We start from the raw sequence: 25,492 nt of genomic DNA, 5'->3' as shown, positions 1-25,492 counted from the left end.
AATATACTATACTCTACAAATGTAGAGTTGAAATTGAAAAATAAAAACATCGGATGCAACGATTCGCTCTATTTTTGTAACTGATAGTTTTTGAATAGCAACCTGCCACCGATGATCCGTACCGTTTTACTGCTCCTGATTTCCATTAATATTGTGTTCGCCCAGGAATTTACGTCCGTCGTGCGCGGGAGCGTGAAAGACGCCGATACCGGCCTGCCGCTGGCGCAAGCAACCGTACAGCTCGATGACAAGGGCGGCGTCACCGACGAGGCGGGGCAGTTCCGTTTTGAAGCGGTAGGATTGGGACGGCACGTTCTGACGGTGTCATTTGTGGGTTACCAGACACTCGTGATTCAGGAGATATTGCTCGAATCGGGCAAGGAAAACGTGCAGGAAGTGCGGCTCAGCGCTACCGGCAGACAATTGCAGGAGGCCACCGTATCGGGCAGCAGGCCGCCCGCATTCAACAGTGTGCAAGCCATTACCGTCGAGCAAACCCTGCGCTATGCAGCCACCTACCTCGACCCGGCGCGTGTAGCGACTTCCTTCGCAGGCGTAGCCGCAGCCAACGATCAGGCCAACGGGCTGGTTGTACGCGGTAACTCGCCCAACAGCATGCAATGGCGTCTGGAAGGCGTGGAGATCGTGAATCCGAACCATTTATCGAACGCGGGAACATTCAGCGACAGGCCGACGTCGGCCGGAGGCGGCGTGAATATCCTGAGCACGCAGTTGCTCGGCACATCCTACTTCCTGAACGGCGCTTTTCCCGCGCAATACGGCAATGCGATCGCGGGTGTGATGGACATGCGCCTGCGAAAAGGAAACGACGAGCGCCACGAGTTTACGGCGCAGGCGGGTTTAATAGGGTTGGATATTGCAGCCGAAGGGCCGTTTTCGAAGCGATCAAAGGCATCGTACCTGGTCAATTACCGCTATTCCTTCACTGGTTTGCTGGGAGCGATGGGCGTCAATTTCGGGGGGGAGGACATTCGTTTCCAAGACCTTTCGTTCAACCTCAATTTCCCTACAAAAAAGGCTGGAAACTTCACGGTTTTCGGCTTGGGCGGCATTAGCAGCAATACTTTCAAGGCCGAGCCGGACTCTACCAAATGGGAGTTTTACAAGGATTCGCACAATATCATTTATAAAAACAAAATGGGTGCCGCAGGCGTGACGCACGCGCTTCCGATTGGCAGTCGCGCCGTGCTGCATACCGCATTGGTCGCTTCGGGCCTGCAAACTTCGCGGGCATTTTACAAGGGAGAGGTGAACACACCCGAATATGCCTACCCAATCGAAGACGACTCATTGACCAAAAGCAAGGTAACGGGCAATATGATCCTGAGCCATCGGTTTGCACGGGGCGCGAAGATGAAAATAGGGGCTTACGCCACATTCCAATACGATCGGCTGGCACCATTGTATGAATATGAAGAAATGAAATCGCGCCTTTTCCAGCCCTTTGCCGAATGGACCCTGCCTGTTACCCAAAACGTGACGGCGGAAATCGGATTGACCGCTACGATCAGCAAACTCGACCACCCGCGAGCCCGAACTCACCGAACGCTCGAACCGCGCGCCGCATTGCGCTGGCAGGTAGCGACCCACCAAAAGGTAAGTGTTTCGTACGGCCTTCAAAGCCAGTTACCCCTCGCTCAACTTTATGCGGCAAGTTATTCGACAACGAATTTTTCGGGCAATCCGAACCTGGCTCCCGCCAAAGTGCATCATTTTGTAGCCAGCTATCAGCATGATTTTCAGCAAAATAATAGCCTTAAAATAGAGGCATACTGGCAGGAGCATTTCGATGTGCCGGCCAATGGTAACGGTTTTTCCGCATTGAACCTCATCGAAACCCGGGTAGGCGAGGGTCTTACAAATACAGGTAAGGGGCGTAATTACGGTGTGGAAGCTACATACCAGAAGCTCCTGAGCCAGGATTTTTACATGATGATTTCGGGTTCGTTGTACCGCGCTACCTACGCGGACGCCGACGGAATTCGCCGGAACGGCCGTTTCGATGGTAGGCATACATTCAGTTTCACCGGCGGAAAAGAATTCAAATCCGGCCAGCGCATTTGGGGCATTAATGCCAAAATACTCTGGCTGGGAGGTTTCCGTGAAACACCGATAGACCTGCAATCGTCTAAGGCCAGCGAGCAAACGATGTACGTAGCCGGCGATCCATTTGCATTGAAGTTAAAGGACTACTTTCGTCCGGACCTGCGCGTTTACCTCAAAAAGAGCCGTAAGTCATACAGCACGACCCTCGCACTGGATTTGCAGAATGTTTCGGGTACAAAAAATGACGCATTCAGTTACTATGATGCATTTCAACAGAAAGTTGTGAGACAGAAGCAATTGGGCCTGATTCCGGTGCTGAGTTACCGATGGGAGTTTTAATTTTTATTAAATTTTTGCTCACACCGCCGAACTTTCTGCATTTTAAAATTGTAAGCTTATCTGCAATCAAACTTTGGCTTAACCAAAGCTGCACTGCCAAATGGGGGTGACTGGTTTTGACAGCGGGCTGAGGGCTTGTGTGTAAGCATGTCGGGAGTTGAGGGCACCTCCCGGAAATAATGTTCTCAAACAATAACTGGCGAATCTACTTACGCCATGGCTGCTTAATCCGGAGGATTAACCAAATGCCATCATCTCTCCACCTAACGTGCTGCCGGGTGGGTCAAGAGGTGTCGAACCGCAGCGCTGGTTGGTATATTGATGCGTAAAACCAACGAGACCCTAGTATCTAAGGCTATGACGCAGGTCCGCCGGGAACCTTGTCAGGCTCGAAAACCGAATCACGGATAAGCATGTAGAAGGCGCAGGTTTTCCCTGTTCTGGACCGGGGTTCGAATCCCCGCATCTCCACCAGAGAAACAATCAAGTTTCAAAAGCCCGTAAATTATTTTACGGGCTTTTGTTTTTCCCGCCGATCCGCATTCAGACCAAAGGGACGAATTTGGGACGGGTTCCGCTGATCTTTGTAAATGAGAAACGCTGGGTTGCCATAGAGATACCCTTCAAGAAGTGGCTAAGTTTTTTCGGGTAGTGCAAAGTCGGGCGTTTCTCATTCCATCTTCTCGAATGCTAATCTAAAAGTATCCTGACTACATCAACCTTCTTCTCTTGCAGCCTACTATTCTTGATATGCAAGTAGTAAGTACCTCGGGGCAACGCTTTTGCATCGATTTCTACCTGCTTGCCATTTTTGAGACCATTCCGCTGATAAAGTGTTTGAACGTCAATGTTCTCAACAGGCGTGGTTGATTTTTCGGACAGTAGAACGATTTCATCTGGCAAGGATTCCGCACTTTCGATCTGGCCAAATTCAACCGTAATATAATCTTTCGCAGGGTTTGGAAACACGGAGTACTTTGCAAAACAGTTATTCAGACACATTGTCAAGGTTTCATTTCTCGATCCGCATGCATTTGAAATGTTGACATTGAGGTAATAGCAACTTGCGTTATAACCAGTAAATGCAGTACTCGATTGAGTTGCATTGGCTATAAAACCATTTGGATCGCTTTGGGACCAATAGTAGTTGGCGGAAGGGTCGTTTGGAACCGCAGCAATTGGAATGTAGCTGTTTGTGCACCCTGAGCCATTCGATGTGGATTGCCCATTTACCAAGAAACCTGAGAATTGAGGTGGGCCAACATATATGCGGCGTGTTATGCCACGTGTTGCATTACAGCCGATCCGATAAGTAATGGTCACGTCTTCTGGGTTAATCATAGTAAGATTTGCAACATTCCCACTACCTGATGTCGGCGTAACACCGGATGGTGTTGAAACCGACCAACTAACAGGAACACCACCCGGAACATTGTTTAAAGTGTATGTTCCGCTCGTACACAGGACAGACGGCCCGGAAATTGATGGAATTGTTAATGGGCCAACGTCAGTAGCCCCACTTCCAGAAGGGTCCAGCCAATTACTTAGCCTTGTGTCATTAGTACCGCCTCCCACCCAGGAAACATCGAAGCGTCCATATCGGGCGTCGCGATTTATACAGCGGCCTTCATAATCACCCCCAGTTAACCTTCCTCCGTGCAACTGACCTACCACGCGATGGTTTTGATTGAACAAAGGGGAACCAGATGAACCTCGTTCAACAGTTCCTGTTTCGAAATTTACACCCCAGTGTGTATTTGGTCCGACTCCGTTCCAATCAACACTCGTTGCAACGTTATTCTCGACAGATATTTTCATTACATCTCCTTTAGGATGGTGAATTCCAACCGAAGATGTTGGTGCAGCATTTGTTCTAGACCACCCGGCATAGACGACCCCTGTGCCTGGTTCCGGTGTCTGGTTTAATTCTAACAACGCAAAATCGCTTATATTCCAACCTGCCCTGTATGTTGCGCCAGCGAATTCAACAACATTGAAATCATCAGTGCTCGGAGTACATCCAGCGCTCATATATTGGAACATAAAATGCCAAGTTTGTGCAGCTGCAATTTCATCGCCACCAGCGGCACCATCCTCATTAAGGTCCAAGCAATGAAATGCTGTCAGGAAATTTGGCGTCATGTTGTTACATGTGTTATTTAACAAGCTTCCCGAGCAAATTCGCTCATTGTTATTTAGAAGCACCATTGCAACCATACCCTTCTCGTTTTGCCAATTATTGCCTTCTGCACAATTCACATTTCGCTCGCATGGATCAGGGGCTGCTTGTCCAAAACCTCCAGCCATTGGAGTAAGTCTATATCCATGGACAACTTTAGAAATTTGAAGTTCTGTTTTTGCAAAAAATTCAGCGGGCTCAAATAATTCAATTATAACCGAGCTGCCTTTTAGAAGACCGCTCGAGAAGGTTCCGGCAAGACTATTCTGTGTATGATCAATCGGCCCAGAGACCACAGTTCTATCTCCATTAATAATAAACATCGTTGCGCCCTCAGGCAGATAAAAACGATCAAAAATCATGTTTACGGTTTTCGCTTCAGGCACGTCAATCAGCATCCTCCAAATCCTGCCTCCATCAACCGTTTCCCATTTACCACTATTTGCTAGATTGATCTTAACGTCAAGTGCCTTTCCAAACCGAAAAGGCAACCCCAAACTAGCTTCTTTCTCGTCTTCCTTCAAAAGTTGAGAAACATTCACCTTGGGTAATTGCACTGTGGACAATGCTTTTTTACTTGTAGGTACGAAACGTGAGTACTCTTTCACAGTCTCGGGTTTGAGGCTGCGAGTCCGTACTTGGGCAAAGGAAAGCGTAGCCAGCCAGCATAACGCCGCTGCGAGGTAAATTTTTTTCATACGGCAAGAGCTTTTAGTTTATTATTGAATTTGAAAGGTGAGATTATATTCGTTTAGAGGGATTTCGTGGCCAACTCCTGCACGGGATACTTTGATTGCACCATCCATTTTAGTCATATATTGACCTTTGGGTAAGAAACTATTGTCTTTTGTAGATAGGCCGCAAGAAGGAACCTTTGTTAAAGACTGATCCGCTATCCAAGGTATATCGACCTTGTAGGTACCCTTCGCAGGAATTAGTACCCCGCTTTGAAATGAACACATTGCGGACACATATGCAGGTCCAATGAGGCTGTCCGAACCAGCTGATGATTTTTTGTAAATCTCGGTAAAGTTTGAGGCAATAACTGAACCATGTTCTATATACCACTCTTCATCGGTTGTATTAGTGACTACTAAACTAAAAATGAAGTTTTCTCCTTCTTTTACAGTGTTTGTTCTTTCGCCTTTCAAATTAACTATACTGTACATAACCGAGAGGGGCAGCTTTTCAGCGTCAACGCTCGATTTATCGCAACTGAACGCCATCAGAATTATTCCGGCTGTTGACAATAATAGTTTTCTCAAGTGTCTTAGAGGTTCCATGTGATGAAAGCTAGGATAGATTTAAATGTTTACTATCAGACACATTTATTAAGTGCATAGTTGTAAAATCCTGATTAATATTGAAATATTCATTTATAGTAGGATAATACATGACTAATCAAAGCAGCTGAGCGGCAGATTTAGTCACCTGAAAATGGCATGGATAAACCCAAGGAGAATTTGCGATGGCAAGCTCACACTCGAAGACGAGAGCTCGGTGTTTGATATGCAAATTTGGGCTTATGTGGGTGCTAAATGGGTTCCGCTAAGAAACCCGAGGTTACTTCAAAGATAGTTGTTTGAATTATTTTTACAAATTTTATAATATTAATTTTATATTTTTTGTGCGTACTAGTTCTCAATCCAAAAGATGGCGCGAATGGATGATCGATTTTGGGCAGTTTTGAAGGTTGATAATTAGAATTTTTTGACTTATTGTAAATAATTAAACGACTGAAAATCAAACTATTGTTATTTTGCAGTGCAATTTGTTACAAATGAAGATAGAGGTCGGAGCGCCCAAAGCCGTAGACAGGACAACCGTGCGGCAGAAAACCGAAGGCAACTGAACATGAAACCGCCGTGTAGGCGAACTACTAACATTTTCTCCCTGGCGTCGTCCAGAGATAAGAACCAGTTGACCGAAAGGGGCCCAGATCTGTCGATTTTCAACCTGCCCAACCAGATCGAACCCCAACATGGCTAACGATTAGCAAATGCCTGCTGATAGGCAGCCGGCGTCTTGCCGGTAATCTGCCGGAATTGTTTGTAGAAGCAGGTGAAGTTCTGAAAGCCGCTGGCGTAGCAGATTTGCTTGATGTTCATATTGTTGTTAATGAGCATTTTGCAGGCGTTCCCGATTCGGATTTCGATAATGAACTGGGAAAATTGCTTGCCTGTGCGGGATTTGAAGTACCTGCAAAAGGAGTTTGGGGACAGGCCCGCAATCGAAGCTACTTCTTCGAGGGTGATTTTTTCGCTGAAATGGGCCAGTGCATATTTGTAGATGGCATTGAGCCGCTCATTTTCCTGCTCAGGCCTCGTATAGCTGAATCCCAGCGAGGCAAGTACGTCGTCTTCCGTCACCTGGTTTGCGACAATCAGGCATTCCATCAGCAACATTACCCGATAGGGCCCCTCCGCGGCATGCAGCTTTTCCATGAGTCCCGAGATCGCTTTGCCCAGCTCACCCTTGATGGACAAGCCGCGTTTGGCCTTATCCAGCACATTCCTCAGCATCGTATTCTCCGCGAGCATCAGAAAACGTTCTCCCCAGAAGTTTTCGGTGAAATGCACGACCGTCGCAAAGGGCTTTTGATCGTCGGCCTCGTACGACTGGTGCTCATGATCGTAATGCCAGTAATGCGGCAGGTTGGTGCCCACCAGCACGACATCGCCGGCAGTGAAATGCCGGATATCGTCACCGACGAACTGGGTGCCGCTCCCCTTGTGGAAACAAATAAGCTCCACTTCCGCATGGCAATGCCACCGGCAATTGATGTTGGGAATCAATTCTTTTCTGACTGAGAAAGACCGGTTAGGGGCTGTCGCGACTTGCAGGAGGTGCGGTTTCATGGTATTCTCCGATAATGAAAATGCTTCGGCTCGTTTGCTGTTTCTGAATTTTGAATTGAAAAAACACAAAAATAAATATGAAATGTCTTAGATGCCAAAATAGCTTAATAACTGGATAATATTTAGGTCGAGACGCTTTTCCAATATATTTCCTTTGTATCGTCCAATTGGGCGCTCGCTTGTCTGGTCGGCGGACGCTTTGGGAAATTCTTTTTCAAGTTATGCAGAAGGAAGATGTTTGTATGCATCAATGCAAACATAGTATTGTAAAATATCAACCCGACATTGATTTGCTGTACTAATCGACTATATGTTTGTACATAATTGTTGATAGAGTAGTCTTATAGGAATGCGTGCCCGAGCGTGACCAGACCGTATCGAGTGCCGTATGCTTGGATTAGAGCTTCAAAGTCGTTTTGAGTGCGATTTTGAAGTGGTTATGACTCAGCTGCACCCGACAAATTGTCGAAAAGGGTGAGTGGTATCATATTGACTTTGCCGAACGCGGCAGCAGAGGGTTGTTTGTAAGTCCATTTAACTTTTGATTCACTATGAAAAATCCTTTACTACGAGGATTCGGGTGTTGGCGCCCGGACCGATCGTTATTCATTCTGCTATTTTTTTCCATTGTTTGTTACGCCGGGTTGCAGCCGCTCTATGCGCAGCAGGTATCCAGGGTGACGGGCACCGTGAGTGACTCGACGGGCACTACATTGCCCGGGGTGAATATTGTGATCGAAGGGGAGGGGAACCGGGGAACTACCACCGATGCCAATGGCAAATTTGAAATCAGCGTCAACCCGCAGGGCAGGCTGGTATTCAGTTACATCGGGTATCAGACGCAGCATGTGGCCGTCGCGGGTAAAAGTGTGATTAACGTGCGGCTTGCTCCGCTGTCGTCCAACCTGAACGAGGTGGTCGTGGTGGGGTATCAGTCCCAGGAGAAAAGAAAACTGCTCAGTTCGGTCGCCACGATCTCCGGGGCCGATATCAACAAGCGCGTCGGTACTAACCCGCTGACGCTTATGCAAGGTAAACTTCCCGGTTTGCAGGTAGTTCAGGGATCGGGTGAGCCGGGGAACGAGGGGATTCAGTTGCGGGTTCGCGGTATTACCACTTTCAGCTCGGTAGGGAATGATCCGCTGGTGATCGTCAATGGCTTACCGGGTAACCTGACGGCCCTCAACCCGAACGACATTGAGTCCATTTCGGTATTGAAGGATGCGGCTTCCGCGGCCATTTATGGTTCCCGCGGGTCCAACGGGGTTATTGTGGTCAAAACTAAAAAGGGTAAAGCCGGTTTTGCATTGCAGTACAACTTCAATATCGGTATTTCCAAAACAGCCAGGCTTCCCGAGACGATCAGTAACTCCGCGGAGTTCATGGAGCTATCCAACGAGGCCCGGAAAAATTCGTCTTTGCAGCCGCTGTATACGCAGGCCCAGATCGACCTGTACCGTAACGCTACCGACCGGGTGAAGTATCCCAACCATAATTGGCTCGATGATGTGTTCGTTACCGCATATACCAAGAACCATTTTCTTAACCTGAGCGGAGGGACTGAAAGTACAACTTACAACGTCGGTTTCGGGATTACGAACCAGCCGGGAACCATGATCGGGTTCGAATATCAGAAGTATACCGTGAGTGTGGGCCTGTCCTCCCGCCTGAGTAAGCGTGTGACGTTCGGTACGGATCTGCAAATGCGTTACGGCAACCGGAAGGCCCCACGCTCCGGTGGTGCGGATATATTCTTGTCGACGCTGGCGCAATCGCCATTGTATCCTGCGCAGGCGGCGGATGGACGGTGGATCGCTTCGGCTTACCCGAATGAGCAGCGGAACAAAAACCCGGTGGCTATCGCGGCAAATGACGTGAGGATCAGGACACTGGACTATTACGCGCAGGGTAATATGTCGCTGGATATTGATATTATCGACGGCCTGCGCTGGGAAAACCGTGGCGGTGCAACCTATTATTCGCTCAAAAACAATGACTTCCGGCCTAAAATCCCGATGTTCTTTTACAATGATATGAGCCCCGCCGGAAACCTCGATGTGGGGGCGCCAGGTTTGAGTGTTCGCCGGGAAGACAACGTTTACGGGTCCCTTTACAGCCAACTTAATTTCAGCAAGAAGTTCGATAACCATAATCTGACGGTGCTGGCTGGTGCACAGCAGGAATACAATGCATACAGCGAGCTTAACGCAGGCAGAAACGCCTTTCCATCCAATGATCTGCGCGAACTGAATGCCGGTCCGGCGGACGGGCAAAGCAATAGCGGCGCTGCTTCTGAATGGGCCTTACGGTCGTTCTACGGAAGTTTGAATTATGATTTTAAAGATAAATACCTGATCGGCGCGAGCATACGGTACGACGGAACTTCCCGTCTTCCTTCTAATACACGGTGGGGAACATTCTATTCCGCTTCCGCGGCATGGCGCCTTACGGAGGAGGCATTTCTGAAAGATGTATCCTGGCTGAACGATTTGAAAATCAGGGCTTCACTGGGTGAAGTCGGGAACCAGAACATTGTAACGGACGCCGGACGGGCCGCCCTGACGCCGTATCCTTACCAGCCGGTACTTTCCTTGCGCAACTACGCATTCGGAGGCGCTGTTTCAACCGGGTATTCGGCCTCGACGCTGGTTGATCCCGCATTGAAATGGGAGAGTACGCGGGTGTTCGACATCGGTGTGGATATTTCCGCTTTCAACAACAAGCTCAATATTACGGCCGACTGGTTCAACAAATACACCTACGACATTCTGCGCACGCCGCTGATTCCGATTTGGGTGGGGCTCAACGCGCCGGTGATCAATAATGGTGCGCTGCGCAACAGAGGCGTGGAGTTGAATATTGAATACAAAAACCGCATCGGCAATGATTTCTCGTACAACATCGGGGGAAATATCCAGACGTACCGGAACAAGGTCGAGAGCTATGGCGTGAAAGAGATCGGCAGCAACACGATTCGCGAGGAAGGCAGACCTTTGGATCAGTTCTACATGTATATCTGGGATGGAATTTTCCAGAACCAGGCAGAAATCGACAACTCGCCGGTTCAGCCGGTCAGACCGACACCCGGCGACCTGAAAATTAAAGACGTGAACGGTGATGGTAAAATCGACCCGAATGATCGTACGTATGTAGGTGGCCGTTATCCGTCCGTGCAATATTCCTTCAACCTTGCGGCAAACTGGAAGGGCTTTGATTTGAGTGTACAGTTCTACGGTTCGCAAGGACAAAAAATATACGTGAGCGGCTGGGGAGCGGAACCGTTCCGTCAGGGATCGGTACCTACTACCGACTGGCGAAACCGCTGGACACCGGAAAATCCAAGTACCACAATGCCTAAAATCTACGTGGCGGACGGATATGCACCTGTGCAGAACTACGCGTCGACCTATTTCCTGAAAGACGCCTCGTTCCTCCGGCTTCGCGGTGCACAGCTGGGCTATAATGTGCCTGTGAAATTGATTAGTAAAGTCGGCGCGAAGTCATTGCGGGTATATGTGGTAGGAGATAACCTGTTTATGTTCAGCAAATATCCGGGGCTGGATCCCGAACGCGTGAGCGTCAGCGGCAGCTACGTCACCTTCCCGCAAATCAAGACGGTTACATTCGGGGCGTCTGTTCAGTTTTAATTATTTCAAAAGGCATCGACATGAAAAAGTATAACAAACACCTATTGTCCCTGCTTCTGCTGGTTACGGCCGGATCCTGCAAGGATAATCTGCTTGACGTTAATCCATTGGAGAGCAGATCGACCACTACATTCTGGAAAACAGAAGCCGACGCCGATTACGCGCTGGCGGGGCTTTATAATTTTCTCTACGCGCCGGGAGGAGGTTATTCCAACTCGCAGTTTCAGATTTACGCGTGGGATAATTTTAGCGACAATACTTACAGCCAGGATAACTACGGCGGAGGCCAAACCGTGCTAAGCTCGGGAATTACCCCTCAATCCGGTGATTTTGTGAGGAATTACTACGACAACAGCTACCGCGCCATTGCTGCGATCAATACGTTTCTGGCGAATGCAGACAAGGTTTTGACAGGAGAAAAACTCACCCGGTACAAAGCGGAAGCATACTTCCTGCGCGGGTTTCACTATTCCTGGCTTGCGCAATTGTATGGCAATGTGATTCTCACGGAAGAGGATCCTTTCAGCATTGATTTTAAAACAAAAAAGGCCAAATCCACGCGGGATGAAGTGATCGCCTTCGTGCTGGCAGACCTGGATAAGGCTATCGCGGGGCTTCCGGACGACCTTTATGGAAGCGGCCACGCCACGAAAGGTTCGGCGCAAGGTTGGAAAGTGAGAATGCTGCTCTTCCAGAAAAAATACGCTGACGCAGCCACGCTGGCAAAGCAGATTATTGATGCGAAAGTGTACTCGCTCAACGACAGCTACCTGGGCAACTTCTACAAACCGGCACAGAATGCCAGCAAGGAGATCATGTTCTCGGTTAAATACCAGCTGCCGAATATGTCGCACCAGGACAACGGGCTTGCCGTTCCGCTGTTCCGCTGGAAAGAAGCGCAAGCAACACAGGATCTGATCGATTCTTATGAGACGGCGACAGGTAAAGCGATTAACGAGGCCGGTAGCGGTTATGACGCCAAGAATCCTTTCAGCAATCGTGACCCGCGCATGCGTATGACCTGGTTCTTCCCGGGTGACACCAAGGAAACTTCCGGTTGGCCTTTCACCGGTGATCTGGCCGTGGCTACACCTGGAAAAGGCGGCTGGACCGTCGGCTACTATTGCGCGAAGAAGTGGCTGGATCCAACGCTCGTCAATCCCGACTACGGAACATTGGGCGATAACGATTTTGTGTTGCTGCGCTACGCCGATGTGCTGCTGATGCATGCGGAGGCTGAAAACGAAGCGAGCGGTCCGGCGAATGCTTATGCGTCGATTAATGCGGTTCGGGCCAGGGTTGGTATGCCGGCTTTACCCGCCGGTTTAACGAAGGATCAATTCCGCGAACGTATCAAGCGGGAGCGCCGGTCGGAGTTCGCGTTGGAGGGAATCCGGTATTTTGACCTGAGAAGATGGGGAATGGCCACGCAAAAACTGAATGGCTTCGTCCAGAACCCGCTGGCCCCGAATGTCAAAACGAAATATGAAGATAAATACGAGTTCTGGCCGATCCCGCAGACGGAAATAGACCGTAACAGCCCCGAACTGAAACAAAATGACGGTTATTAAGAACCGCCGGATTCTGATGGGGCATTCGATTTAGTAATTAGTTAGGTCAACAGATAGGCAGGGCAATTTTGCCCTGCTCTATTTTTATCAGCTGATACCCGATCCCTATCGATCAAAGAACTCGATTTCCGCAATGGCCAGCGACTTATCGTTGCCTTCGATGCGGGTGGATTCTATTTTGACAAAGCGTCCCTGCAATGGGCTGGAAAACAAATGTTGCCTGCTGGTGGGGTCATTGACCAGGTTGCCAAATTGAAACGTGATCGCATCCTTCCAGGTTTTACCGTCGTCACTGACCTGTATCGTGCCGGCCGCGAGCATGCCTTTGGGTTGGCGTGTCTGCGGTGTGTAAGTAAATCCCGCTAAGGCGGTGGATTTGCCGAGGTCGATTACGAGGAAGTGATTTTGCGCCGTGCTGTCCGACTGCCAGTAAGTATCCGGATTTGAATCAAAAGCCAGTTTACTCTGATGTTTGCCTGATTGGCTGTCGGAGGCGGTTGCATTCCAGGTTTTGGGAGAAAGCCCTATTTTTCGTTCTGCGACGCTTCCGCGCTTTTCATGGCTGATTGCCACCGCTTTCACGTCGACAGACTCGGCCCGGAAGGGCGCGTCGTAGATTGCAGAATGTGCATCGGGCCGGGAGCCGTCGGTAGTGTAATGGATTTTGAGGTTCCGGTCAGCGTTGAGCGCGGCGTTCTGACCGTGAGGCTTCCACCCGAAATCCTCGAACGGGCTGATATGGACCAATCCTTCTCCGTCACGCGTGATTTGCAGGCGTGGCGGGTGTGGTTCGTAGTAATGGGCCGAGACATGGCTGATCGCGGGGGTGAGGCGCGAACCCGTAATGCGGACGCGGAAACGGTCGGAGGTGACGTCTGCGAAGCGCAGGATACGTTTGTAGCCGATGTTGGTCGAAGTGGCCACCGGTTTCCAGGCGTTATCGATCCAGGCGTCTACCGCGTGGCTTTCTACCCGCTCGCCATGAGTGGCAATGGCTTCCTGCAAAACGATCCGGTTAACCTTTTCCGGCTTGGGCAGCTTTATGGTGAACTCGCCGGTGGTTGAGGTCAGAAGCAGGTAGGTGTTGTCCTTTCCGTCCAGCACCTGGGCCGGGCCGGTAGCGCTGCCAAAGAGATCGGTACCGTAAGTAGCCCTGATCCGCTTGCCGGTTTCCAGCAGCACCTCCACATCCTCCGATGGGAATTTCCCGTCCCTGTCGGGTGGGATGTTCAGCAGGAATGTTGAATTGCCTCCTACCGAGCGTTCGTAAATGTCAAAAACATCATCGGCGCTTCGGACTTTCTGGTAAACGTCGTCGCGGTAAAACCAGCCTTCCCGGATGGAGGTATTGGTCTCAGCTTGCTGGTAATGCAGGAAACGTCCTTTTTTCAAATCCTGCCGGCTTCCAAGTGAAGGCTGCGTCAGGTCAGCGAAACGGGTCATTTTCCGCGGATCGTCGTCGTAGGGAATCACGTTCCATTCGGTATCGCGCGTTTTGCCGGCTTCGTTGCCGCACCAGCGAACATCTTCGCGGCCGAAAATCACGGCTTTCGGGGCCAGGGTCCTGATCAGCTTTTTCCATGCCAGATAGTCATATTGCTGGTTGCCCTTGGTTTTGGGGTGCGCACCATCGAACCAAACCTCGTCGACGGGCCCGTATTCGGTCAGTACTTCGAATAGCTGGTTGAGAAAATATTCATTGTAATCGTCGACGATGAAATCAAAGGTGGTTTTGTTGGCGAAAGGCCGGCCCGGAACTGTCCTTGGTATAGTCCTCTTTGTTGGCTTGCTGAGGTTTCCGTATAGGCCAGCCGGGTTTTCGATCTGGTATAAATCAGCCGGGGAGAGGTAGATGCCCAGTTTTAAACCCGACTTCCGGCAGGAAGCGGACAGGTCCTTTAAAATATCGCCCCGGCCATCCCGGAAGGGCGTCGACATGATACCATGTTTCGTGTACCGGCTCTGCCAGAGCACAAACCCGTCGTGATGCTTGACGGTCAGGATGACCATCTTCATCCCCGCGGCTTTCATGGAGCGGCACCATTGGTCGGTATCCAGATTTTTCAGGTCAAAGATTTTGGGATCTTCCATCCCATTTCCCCATTCCTGCCGGGTGAAAGTGTTCGGGCCGAAATGAACGAAAGCGATGAACTCGTTTTTCAAGGCAGCATATTGATTTGCTGTCGGGATAACGCGGGCCGCTTTGGCAATGATGTCAGCTTCCGTGTCGGAGGCGGTCAATGCGATGGTGTTGGATGATTGAGCTAACAGTGGGGGAACCGCCAACAGGATTTGCCCCGCACACAGCACAGTGGCTGCAAGACGGCTGATTTTAGGATCGAGTCGCATTAATTGAAATGGAATTTAAAGAAAACAGGAAAGGGTGAATTGTAACTGAATTTAACAAAAATCTACATTTGTTTAGCGAAAGTAAACATTTCGGGATTCAATGTGCATATTAAGTCAAAGTAAGTTTCAAACAGGGCTTAATAACGATTTTCTTCCCTCAATAACGTGGTCCAGCACGGCTTAACGATTTTTTAATAAACTATTGTTTAGTATTAATAAACAATAATGCTACATTTGATGCATCAATTTCTGGCATCGGTTTACACTATGAATTCGGCTAACCTATTGGTATTTAACGGCGCAGGCGAAACCCTGCAAATGATAGAGCGAACTCTTCCGGGGATCAGCCCGGGGGAGATTATCGTCAGGAACCTGTACACAACCCTGTGCGGTAGTGATCTGCACACATTCTGTGGCTTGCGGCAGGAGAAGACCCCCACCGTACTGGGTCATGAAATTGTGGGTGAGGTAGTGGAAATCGGGGAAGGGCATTCCGGGCTGGACTATGCGGGCAATCCGCTGGGGCCGGGCGACATCGTTACCTGGTGCATTTTTTCATCGGATCCGCAATCGGATGAAGCGCGACGCAGGATGCCGCAAAAAGCTTCGGCATTGTTTAAATACGGACATGCTCAGGTTACGGAACATGACGCGTTTCATGGAGGGCTAGCCGAATACTGCATTTTAAAAGAAAACACAGCGATTTTGCGAATACCAGAGGGTGTTCCGCTGGATGTGGCGGCGACGATCAATTGCGCCGTGGCTACCGTAGCGGGCGCGCTGAGGCTTGCGGGCGATGTGCGGGGCAGGCGCGTGCTCATCACGGGCCTGGGGTTGCTGGGGATCGTGTGCGCGGCTATGTGCCGCGACCAGGGAGCAGGCCGGATTTTTACTGCCGATATCAACGCCGACAGACTGAGGCATTCGCTCGATTTCGGGGCCGACGAGACGTTTTTGCTCGCGTCGGCCGAGTCCGCTCATTGCACCGAATGCTCACCGCACGATATCGACATTGCTTTTGATATGAGCGGGGCTCCGGATGCGATGGAACTTGGCACCTGGGCACTCAGGGTAGGCGGCACGGCGGTATGGATCGGTGCCGTATTTCATGCCCGCCCGGTGCAGGTCGATGCCGAGCAGGTGGTAAGAAAGCTATTGACCTTAAAGGGTTTACATAATTATAACTATGAAGATTTTGCATTCGCAGTGGATTTCATCGGGCGATGCCACAGTTTGTTTCCGTTCGATCAGATTGTAGGGAAGGAATTTGTGCTTCCGGACGCGCAGGCTGCATTTGAATACGCATTGAAGTACAAACCGCTTAGGGTAGGAATTCGTTTTTAGACTTTAAAAAGGGGCAATCATGATCAGGTCGTTTCGCGTGCAACAATGGAAGATGTTACTGCTTACGATGTTTTGTTACCTGTTTTTCTATACGGGACGGCATAACTTCGGATGGGCAGCGCATGGGATGGCGGCGGAGTTTGAGGTACCTTTCGCGACCATCGGATGGATCAGTTTCGCCATGCTGATCGGCTACGCCTTCGGGCAGTTTGTGAACGGGAACCTCGCCGACCGTTTCAGCGCCCGTATTATGGTGCCGCTGGGGGCTTACCTGTCCATCGCCGCCAATGTCGCCGTGAGTTTTGCGCAATCGCTGGAATGGGTAATGCTGCTTTGGGCTTTGAACGGCTACTTTCAGTCGATGGCCTGGGCGCCGGGCGGGAAAGTGATTGCCAGCTGGTGGGGTAAAGAGGAAAAGGGAAAAGCATTTGGTTTTTATACCATGGCTGCCGGGCTTTCGTCGGTGGTTACTTACCTGCTGTCTATCCTGATCCTGAAACAGGACCTGGAATGGCGGTTGCTGTTCAGGTTGCCGATTCTCCTGCTGTTTATTACTTCTACGCTGTTCCTGATCTTCGTGAAGGACAAGCCGTCGGATCTGGGTTTTCCGGATCAGCCGGCGAACCCGAAGCATTCGCTCCAAAACGACAATTGGAAACTTCGCTACAAGGAAGTGCTGGGCGACAGCAACTTTTTGCGGGTAATGCTTGCATTTGGTTTTGAAAGCATGGCCCGCTACGGCTTTATCTTCTGGGTGCCGGTGCATTATCTGGGAAGTAACTGGAAAGACAACCCGCATAACCTCTGGGTTACTTTCCTGCTGCCGGTAGGAATGGCGGCCGGAGCAGTGTCATTCGGAGCGTTGTCGGATTCGCTGTTTCAGAGAAACCGCATTGCCTCGATCAGGTTCGGTATGCTCGTCAGCGCGGCGGTAGCCCTGGCGATCTTTGTAATACCTGCGGAAAACGTCGCGCTGCAAGCGTTCGTCATGCTGCTCGCCGGATTTTTCGTGTATGGTCCCCAAACCAACTTCTGGACTTTGTGCCCCGAAATGCTGGGTAACGAGCGCACCGGTACGGGTATCGGGCTGATGAACATGTGCGGGTATCTTTTCGCTGCATTGGGTGAGCCTCTGCTTGGCAGGCTGATCGACGTCACAGGAAATACAGCGCACATTTTCCTGTTGATAGCGCTGATATGTCTCCTGTCGGCTGCCGCTATTTCCACGACTAGCCGCCATTCGTATATAGCATACCGTAATTAATGGCCCGGACTGTCATTATCGCGCTTCCACACCGATTTATATGTTGATTTTCAGCACAAGAAGAGGGTAGATGCTGATAAAGCCGGTGAAGCCGCCGGCTGCATTCGCATCCGATATTTTAAGAATATTAAAAAAGTGGTTACTAAAAATTAATAATTTTTATTGTAATAGTACTTGTTTGTTTAGTATTTATACATAATTTTATCGAAAGTTAATAAATACTAAATAATCTATTCCTTAACTGTAAACCTGCTTAACTTAATTTTATGAAACACGCTCTACGCGTAGTGGTACTGCTATGCCTTTCGCTAGCCGGTATCCACATGGCCGCGGCCCAATCAAAAGTGACCGGTACGGTGCGCGATGCCCGACGAAACCCGGTGCCCGGTGTGAACGTTGTGCTTTCCGGCACGACCAACGGTACGTCTTCCGACACGGAAGGAAATTTTACATTATCGGTTCCTTCGCTGAATGGAACACTCGTCTTCTCTTCCATCGGTTACGAGCGCCGGGAGGTGCCGATCGGCGGGAGGGCCAACCTGGATATCGAACTTGCGGAATCCGCCGCATTGCTGAATGAAGCGGTGGTGGTGGGGTACGGTACCCAAAAGAAGGTGAACCTCACAGGTGCTACCGAGCAGATAGGTAGTGAAATCCTGGAAAACAGACCCGTAGCGAGGATCAGCCAGGCATTGCAAGGCGCTGTGGGTAACCTGAATATCTCAACAGGGACAACAGGAGGGGCACCCAATGCTACACAGAGCATCAATATCCGTGGCTATACAGGCCTGGGTACTTCCGGCTCGCCGCTTATCGTGATCGACGGCATCCAGGGAGGCGACCTCAACTCGATCAACCCCTCGGATATCGAATCGATTACCGTGCTTAAAGATGCGGCATCGGCGGCGATTTACGGGTCGAGCGCACCTTATGGGGTGATACTGGTGAACACGAAGCAGGGTAAAAAGGGCAAGGGCGCAAGCATTACCTATAACAACAACCTGTCGTGGGCTCAGCCGATCAACCTGCCTAAAATGGTCAACTCGCTGGATTTTGCCAACCTGTATAATGAGGCGTTCAAAAATGCGGGCCGGGCCCCCGCATTCGATGACGAAACCATTCAGCGTATCAAAGACTACCAGGCCGGAAAAATCACCACCGAAACGATCGCCAGCCCCGTGGCGGGCTCCAACAGCTGGCTTACCTGGGCGTCCAGCAACGCGAACCACGATTGGTTTAAAATATATTTCAAAGATTTCGCATTCAGCCAGCAGCACAACGTGGGCGTTACAGGCGGGTCCGACAAGACTACCTACTATGTCGGGGGTGGTTACAATTACCGTGGCGGGATGTATAATTTCGGCACCGACACCTACAAGCGGTTCAATATACGGGCCAATGTGACTTCGGATCTGACCCGCTGGCTGGGTTTCAGTTTCCGGAGCAGCGCTTCCCGCCAGCTTTACGACACACCTAACCTCTACGGCAGTAAAACCGGTGGTGGTAATGAAGCGTATATGCACCAGATCGCAAGAAAATTCCCGACCGTCGCGCTCTTCAATCCGGACGGGAACTACTCGTCGACCAGTGACGTGCTGCTGCACGAGCAGGGCGGAAGAAACAAAACGGTGACCGACCAGGTAATGCTGACGGGCGAGTTTAATGTGAAGTTCACCAAAGACTGGACGGCGACGGCCAATTATACGCTTGACGGCAGTTTTTACGATGCGCAGTCGCACCAGAAGACGCTTTACGAATTCCTGCCGGACGGAAGCAAGGCGGTCATTGGAGGCACTTCGCCGAGCTCATTCAGCAGGAACAACGAGCGCAACTTCCACCACATTGTCAATGCATTTACCAGCTACGAAAAGCAGGAGGGAAGCCATTATTTCAAAGTGCTGGGGGGATATGTGCGTGATTTGACCGAGTTTCAGAGCTATTCCGCCTCCAATTCGCTGCTGTATTCGGACAACATTCCGTCCCTGAATACTTCCTACGGAACGTCCCCGACCATCGGCGATAATATCCGCAAGCTTGCTTCGGAGGGCTTTTTTGGCAGGATCAACTACAATTTCAAAGAAAAATACCTGCTGGAAATCAATGGTCGCTACGATGGTACCTCGCGCTTTTTGCAGGATGTTCGCTGGAAGTTTTACCCGGGCATTTCCGCGGGCTGGAATGTGGACAGGGAAAGCTTTTTCGAGCCGCTCGCGAAAACCGTTACTGCATTCAAGATTCGCGGATCGTACGGGCAGCTGGGCGACCAGTATTTTCTCGATGCGAACGCCCCGAACTGGTATCCGTTTTATCCCAGTTTGAGTATCACCAAACCCACCTCGACTTCCTGGCTATTCGGTTCGGGACAGGAAGCTGCTGTTAACTACCCGACGATGGTGAATCCGATGCTTACCTGGGTAACGACCAAATCGTCGAACATCGGAGCGGATATTGCCCTTTTCAACAACCGCCTTACCTCTTCGTTCGACTGGTATGTGCGCAAGGCTGACGACTTCGCAGGACCGTCGCAGGCATTGCCGGCGATTCTGGGGGCCGCTCCGCCGACGGCCAACAATGCGGCCATCGAAACCCGCGGTTTCGAACTGACGATCGGCTGGAATGATCATATTGGTGATGTTCGCTACGGATTGCGGGGTGTTTTGAGTAACTATTCAGGCAAAGTGGTGAAATATCCTAACCCAAACGGCACGCTTTCTACCTATTATGAGGGACAAAAAATGGGTGAAATATGGGGTTATCAGAGCGTCGGATTATTCCGCAGCGAGCAGGAAGTGGCCGAGGCCCCGGCGCAGACATTCCTTTCCGCGGCAGCCTGGACGCCCGGAGATGTGCGCTATGCCGACTTGAACGGCGACGGTAAGATCGATGCGGGCAACAGTACCCTGGCTAATCCGGGCGACCGGAGGGTGATTGGTAACAGCACGCCGCGCTATTCTTACAGCTTCACCGGTGACCTGGCATGGAAGGGTTTCGATCTGCAAGTTTTCCTGCAAGGCATTGCAAAAAGGGATGTGTTTATCGGCTCCAATTACTTCTTTGGTATTGTGGGTAACGAGTGGCAGAGCTCGGTATTTACCGTGCACCAGGATCGATGGACGGCGGAAAACCCCAACGGCTATTTCCCGAAGTTCTACATGAGCGACCAGAATTCGAAAAACACCCAAACCCAGACGCGCTATTTGCAGAATGCGGCTTACCTGCGGATCAAAAACCTGCAACTGGGCTACTCGCTTCCTCCGGCGGTGATGAAGGCGATCAGATTGCAGCGCGTACGTGTGTATCTGAGCGCGGAAAACCTGGCGACTTTCACCAAGCTCGTGAAAACGCTCGATCCCGAACTCTCGATCGGTTCCGGCAAGATCTATCCATTGCAGCGGACCTTCTCCGCCGGCCTGAATGTGACTTTCTAAACCCTTATATGAATACAAATATGAAAAAGCGATTCTTATATATACTGCTTTTCGTCTGCGCCGGAGTGCTGGCAGGCTGCAAAGAGGATTTCCTGGACCGGGCGCCCGAAACCAATATCAGCGAAGCCGAATACTGGAAAACGGCCAACGATCTGCAACTGTACGCGAATAATTTTTACACGGCGTTTCCTTCCACGATTGGTGCGTACGGTACCACCGGTATCTACGGATACGATGCCGACGAAGGCAGCGATAATATGATCTATACCGGCTATAATACCGCATTGAACGGAGAAAGGGTAGTGCCTTCCTCGGGCGGCGGCTGGGCGTATGGCGATTGGTCGGCCCTGCGGAGTATCAATTATTTCCTGGCGAATTACCACAAAGCCGACGAGAGCTGGGACAACAAGAAGAAGTTTGTCGGGGAGGCGTTGTTCTTCCGTGCTTATTTCTATTATGCCAAACTCAGATCTTTCGGGGATTTACCGTGGGTCAACAAGCCGCTTGACCCTACCTCGGCGGAGCTCAAAAACGGCCGCCTTTCGCGGGCCGTAATCGTGGATTCGCTGATGAACGACCTGGATAAAGCAGTGGATTACCTGCCGACGAAATCCAAGGCAGCGCCCATGCGTATCAACAAGGAGATTGCCCAGCTGTTCCAGGCCCGGATTGCATTGTTCGAAGGTTCCTGGGAGAAATACCACGCCGGTACAGCCTTCGGCGTGACCGGCTCCAATGGAGAAAAATTCCTGAAAAAGGCGGCCGATGTGAGCGAGGCGCTCATCAAGGGCGGTTCGGGATATCAATTGCAGGCGTTGGCCGGTGACGAGGGTTACTGGCGGCTTTTCAACCAGACGGACTATTCGTCCAGTACGGAGATCATGCTCTGGCGGAAATTTGACCTGAACCTGAATGGCGGGCATTACTGGCACCGTTACACCAATACCGGGGCCGCCCGTGGGATGACCAAAGACCTCGTGGACAGCTACCTGTGTACCGACGGGAAATCCATCGCGACAAGCCCGCTGTATAAAGGGGATGCTACCTTGCAGACCGTCGTTGCCAACCGCGATCCGCGCCTTGCGCAAACCTTATATGTAGCGGACGGCAAGCACGTGATTACCAACAACCGCCCCGGCGGCGCGGCGCCTGCGTTGTTTGAAATTCCGTCATTCAATGCAGCGAACGAAAACAAACCCGCAACCGGCTACCAGGTTTACAAAGGCCATAACCCTGATTACAACCAGCAGCTCGACCGCGGTACAACCGGCCTGATCCTCTTTCGTTACGCCGAGGCTCTGCTCATTTTTGCCGAGGCAAAAGCCGAGCTGGGCACATTCACCCAGACGGATGCGGATATCAGCATTAACCTCTTGAAGTCGAGGGTTGGAATGCCCACACTCACGGTAGGCGCCGCGCTGGCTGATCCCAATTCCGAGTTTCCGGCATTGAGCCCGCTGATCAACGAAATACGCCGCGAACGCCGGGTGGAGCTGGCATGCGAAGGCTACCGGCACGACGACCTTTTCCGTTGGGCAGCCGCGGACGAGAAAATTGTGGGCTGGAAACCGAAAGGTGCCATGCGTGCACAATGGGAAGGCAAAGTACCGGCTGCTCAGCTGGCCACTTATCCCGTGGACAGCAAAGGATACATTGAATTTTACCAGAATATTTCGGGCATGAGCAACGGCTACAAGTTCAATGTGGGCCGGGATTACCTGGCGCCGCTCCCGCAGGACCAAATGGTGCTTAACCCTGATATTAAACAGAACCCGGGCTGGTAATGCCCGCAAACCTTATGATGAAAAGAAGAGATTTTTTGATGAATGGTTCCCTGGCCGCCGCTGTTGCGGGCGTGCCGGGGGCCACGGCTGCGGAAGCGCAGCACAAAAACAAACCCGCATTGACCGTCGCGCACATCACCGACGTGCACATCCGTCCGAAAGACGATATTCCGGACCGCTTTAAAGCGAGCCTGGAAAAGGTAAAAAAACACAAAATGGATTTCGTTCTCAATGGGGGCGACTCCATTTACGCGGCCGATTACGAGAATGTGACGCGGGAATGGATGCTGGCACAATGGGCTACCTGGGACGAGTGCATGAAAACACTGGATGGCTATGAGGTGTATAGCTGCGTCGGCAACCACGATCCCTGGTGGCAGGCTCCCTCGAAGGACGACGAAATGCACGGCGTGGCCTATGCGGCCAGGCGCGCAGGTATGCCGCACCGGTATTACAGTTTCACGAAGAAAAACTGGCACTTTATAATTCTCGACGGGAATAATCCTGGCGTGAAACTGGATGGTGAGCAAATGGCGTGGCTGGAAAAGGAACTTGCCAATGTGCCGTCAGGGCATTATGTGCTGCTGATGTCGCATTATCCGATCCTCTCTGTGACTGCGATGTGGGCGGGTGGAGCCCACGGCGACCATGTGGCGCTCCGCAAGCTATTTTACAGATATAAAGATAAGGTACGGGTTTGTCTGTCAGGGCATAACCACCTGCTGGACGCCAACGTTTTTAACAACGTTCAATATTTTTGCAACGGCGCAATGAGCGGCTATTGGTGGGAAAAGGGAGACGAGCAGTCGGCGGGGCCCTACTATTACCAGGAGACTGCCCCCGGGTATGCTATCCTGAAATTGTATGAAGACGGTACCGTGGAAAACCGGTATTTTGAACACCATATCTAATTGACCAGAGATTTAATATTGCTATCAAATGAAACGCAGACTATTTCTTCGAGCAGCGACCATTTCGCCGCTGGCACTCCCTGATTGGGATGTTTCACTAAAACCCGGAAAACGGATCCGCTTTGGAATTTGTGCAGACCTGCACAATGACCTCGTGCCCGATGGTGAGCAGCGGTTGTCGGCTTTCATTGAAACCATGAATGATCAGAAACCTGATTTTATCATCCAAATGGGTGATTTTTGCATGCCAAAAGAAAGCAACCGGCCATTGATGGCTATTTGGGATCGATTTTCGGGGCCTAAATACCACGTGATCGGCAACCATGAGACGGATGGCGGTTTTAACCACCGCCAGGTAGTGGATTTCTGGCAGGCGAAGGGCACGCATTATGCATATGACGCTGGCGGCTACCATTTTGTGGTGTTGAATGGCAACGAGAAGAACCCCAACAATGCTTCAAAAGGTTATCCCAGGTACATTGGGCAGGAGCAAAGGAAATGGCTTGCGGAAGACCTGGCGGGGACCAAACTCCCTACCATCATCTTTTGTCACCAGGGAATTGATAACGACCTCGGCGGAATCGAGGAGGCTGCGGCGGTCAGACGTATTTTTGAAAAAGCGAATGAGCAGGCGGGATTCACGAAAGTGCGCATGGTTTTCAGTGGTCACCACCACCAGGATTACCATAATCTCATCAACGGAATCCATTATGTTCAGATCAACAGTATGTCCTACTTCTGGGCCGGAGAAAGCCGAAACAAGACATCCTATGACGAAAGCCTGTTGAAGAAATATCCACATCTGCGTTCGATGCTGCGGTATAAAGAGCCGATTTGGGCGTTGGTTACGATTTATGCGGACGGCAGCGCGGAAGTAGCGGGTAAGCAATCGGGTTTCATGGATGCGACGCCTTCGCAAGTCAGGCTCACCGAGGAGGAGAGCGTTTATCCGGTGGTGCCATTCATTTCCACCAGGCGTTTCAGGCCGGTCAAGGCTTAGCGTCGTTCAAGAATTTTACCAACACAAAACAAGAGAAAGATGATTAAAATGGCCGTTTTCGACATGGCGGGTACGACTGTCGATGAGGATAATGTCGTTTACAAAACGCTCATGCGCGCCGTCAACGAGCGGGGCTTTGATTTTACATTTGACGAAATACTCGCGCAAGGCGCAGGCAAGGAAAAGTTGCATGCGATTAAAAGTGTGCTCGGGCTTAGAGGGATCCTGGATAGTACATTGGCCGAAGAAATATTTGAACGCTTCCTGGTAATGCTGGAAGAAGCCTATAAGGGGCTGGAAGTGACGGAACAGCCCAATGCAAGCAAAGTGTTTGCCGCGTTGAAAGCGAAGGGCGTCGCGGTCGTGCTGAACACGGGCTACAACCGGGAGACCGCCGAAGACCTCGTGCAAAAAATAGGCTGGGAGGAAGGCGTGCATTTCGATTGCCTTGTAACGGCATCGGAGGTGGAGCGCAACCGTCCCGACCCGGATATGATTTTCTGGGCTCAAAAAAAGCTGGGTATCGACAACGTATCGGAGGTATTGAAAGTAGGTGACTCGAAGGTCGATATTGAAGAAGGCCGTAATGCGGGTTGCCGTTTCAGCATAGGCGTTACGACCGGCGCACATACCGAAGCTCAGCTCAGGGAGGCAAGCCCCGATTTTATCATCGACAATCTGTTGGAGTTGATTCCCATTGTCGAAAGCAGGGCTGATTCAATGGTATAGGGGGAGGGATCTCATACCGGCT

14 protein-coding genes and 1 other RNA gene are annotated in these 25,492 nt (G+C 50.8%); 11 read left to right on the top strand and 4 right to left on the bottom strand.

Annotated elements, in window-relative coordinates:
- Positions 1-111 precede the first annotated feature (111 nt).
- The gene (locus CLV60_RS26575; protein ID WP_106598435.1) at positions 112-2,406 is read left to right on the top strand and encodes a TonB-dependent receptor; all 2,295 of its coding nucleotides are present in this window, start codon (positions 112-114) and stop codon (positions 2,404-2,406) included.
- A 102-nt stretch (positions 2,407-2,508) separates the two neighbouring features.
- Positions 2,509-2,880: a transfer-messenger RNA gene (gene ssrA / locus CLV60_RS26570) on the top strand.
- Between the two features lie 216 nt (positions 2,881-3,096).
- On the opposite strand, the gene CLV60_RS26565 is transcribed toward ssrA, so the two are convergent.
- The 3 genes from CLV60_RS26565 to CLV60_RS26555 form a co-directional block, all read right to left on the bottom strand.
- Entirely contained in the window at positions 3,097-5,283 is a 2,187-nt protein-coding gene (locus tag CLV60_RS26565) for a T9SS type A sorting domain-containing protein (RefSeq protein ID WP_106598434.1), read from the bottom strand.
- Between the two features lie 21 nt (positions 5,284-5,304).
- Entirely contained in the window at positions 5,305-5,850 is a 546-nt protein-coding gene (locus tag CLV60_RS26560) for a hypothetical protein (RefSeq protein ID WP_146151598.1), read from the bottom strand.
- Positions 5,851-6,570: 720 nt separating this feature from the next.
- On the bottom strand, positions 6,571-7,443 hold the full coding sequence (locus CLV60_RS26555; RefSeq protein WP_106598432.1) for an AraC family transcriptional regulator: 873 nt from the start codon (positions 7,441-7,443) through the stop codon (positions 6,571-6,573).
- Positions 7,444-7,994: 551 nt separating this feature from the next.
- Here CLV60_RS26555 and CLV60_RS26550 point away from each other — a divergent pair.
- Positions 7,995-11,090, top strand: coding sequence for a SusC/RagA family TonB-linked outer membrane protein (locus CLV60_RS26550; protein ID WP_106598431.1), 3,096 nt, complete (start codon positions 7,995-7,997; stop codon positions 11,088-11,090).
- Positions 11,091-11,110: 20 nt separating this feature from the next.
- Positions 11,111-12,661 carry a RagB/SusD family nutrient uptake outer membrane protein gene (locus CLV60_RS26545; RefSeq protein WP_106598430.1) on the top strand — a complete coding sequence of 517 codons (1,551 nt, stop codon included), beginning with the start codon at positions 11,111-11,113 and terminating at the stop codon, positions 12,659-12,661.
- Positions 12,662-12,766: 105 nt separating this feature from the next.
- Here the strand turns inward: CLV60_RS26545 and CLV60_RS26540 are convergent, their stop codons facing one another.
- Positions 12,767-15,010: an alpha-L-fucosidase gene (locus CLV60_RS26540; protein ID WP_106598429.1), complete on the bottom strand. Its 2,244-nt coding sequence runs from the start codon at positions 15,008-15,010 to the stop codon at positions 12,767-12,769.
- Positions 15,011-15,328: 318 nt separating this feature from the next.
- Here CLV60_RS26540 and CLV60_RS26535 point away from each other — a divergent pair, with 318 nt between their 5' ends.
- From CLV60_RS26535 to CLV60_RS26505, 7 genes are all read left to right on the top strand, one after another.
- A complete protein-coding gene (locus CLV60_RS26535) occupies positions 15,329-16,354 on the top strand; it encodes a zinc-binding dehydrogenase (protein WP_229211140.1) in 1,026 nt (341 codons plus the stop codon).
- Between the two features lie 19 nt (positions 16,355-16,373).
- A complete protein-coding gene (locus CLV60_RS26530) occupies positions 16,374-17,618 on the top strand; it encodes an MFS transporter (protein WP_106598428.1) in 1,245 nt (414 codons plus the stop codon).
- Between the two features lie 266 nt (positions 17,619-17,884).
- Positions 17,885-21,046, top strand: a complete 3,162-nt coding sequence (locus CLV60_RS26525) for a SusC/RagA family TonB-linked outer membrane protein (protein ID WP_106598427.1) — start codon at positions 17,885-17,887, stop codon at positions 21,044-21,046.
- Between the two features lie 20 nt (positions 21,047-21,066).
- Positions 21,067-22,830, top strand: coding sequence for a RagB/SusD family nutrient uptake outer membrane protein (locus tag CLV60_RS26520; protein ID WP_170118869.1), 1,764 nt, complete (start codon positions 21,067-21,069; stop codon positions 22,828-22,830).
- Positions 22,831-22,844: 14 nt separating this feature from the next.
- Positions 22,845-23,741 (top strand): metallophosphoesterase family protein, encoded by an 897-nt coding sequence (locus CLV60_RS26515; protein ID WP_229211139.1) that lies wholly within the window; start codon positions 22,845-22,847, stop codon positions 23,739-23,741.
- Positions 23,742-23,769: 28 nt separating this feature from the next.
- Positions 23,770-24,741, top strand: a complete 972-nt coding sequence (locus tag CLV60_RS26510; protein WP_106598425.1) for a metallophosphoesterase family protein — start codon at positions 23,770-23,772, stop codon at positions 24,739-24,741.
- 39 nt (positions 24,742-24,780) lie between these two features.
- Positions 24,781-25,470 (top strand): phosphonatase-like hydrolase, encoded by a 690-nt coding sequence (locus tag CLV60_RS26505; RefSeq protein WP_106598424.1) that lies wholly within the window; start codon positions 24,781-24,783, stop codon positions 25,468-25,470.
- Positions 25,471-25,492 lie beyond the last annotated feature (22 nt).

The sequence above is a fragment of the Dyadobacter jiangsuensis genome, assembly GCF_003014695.1.
Taxonomy (GTDB): Bacteria; Bacteroidota; Bacteroidia; order Cytophagales; family Spirosomataceae; genus Dyadobacter; species Dyadobacter jiangsuensis.
The sequence above is the reverse complement of the archived record's forward strand: the minus strand, read 5'-3'. Positions and strand labels throughout refer to the sequence as shown.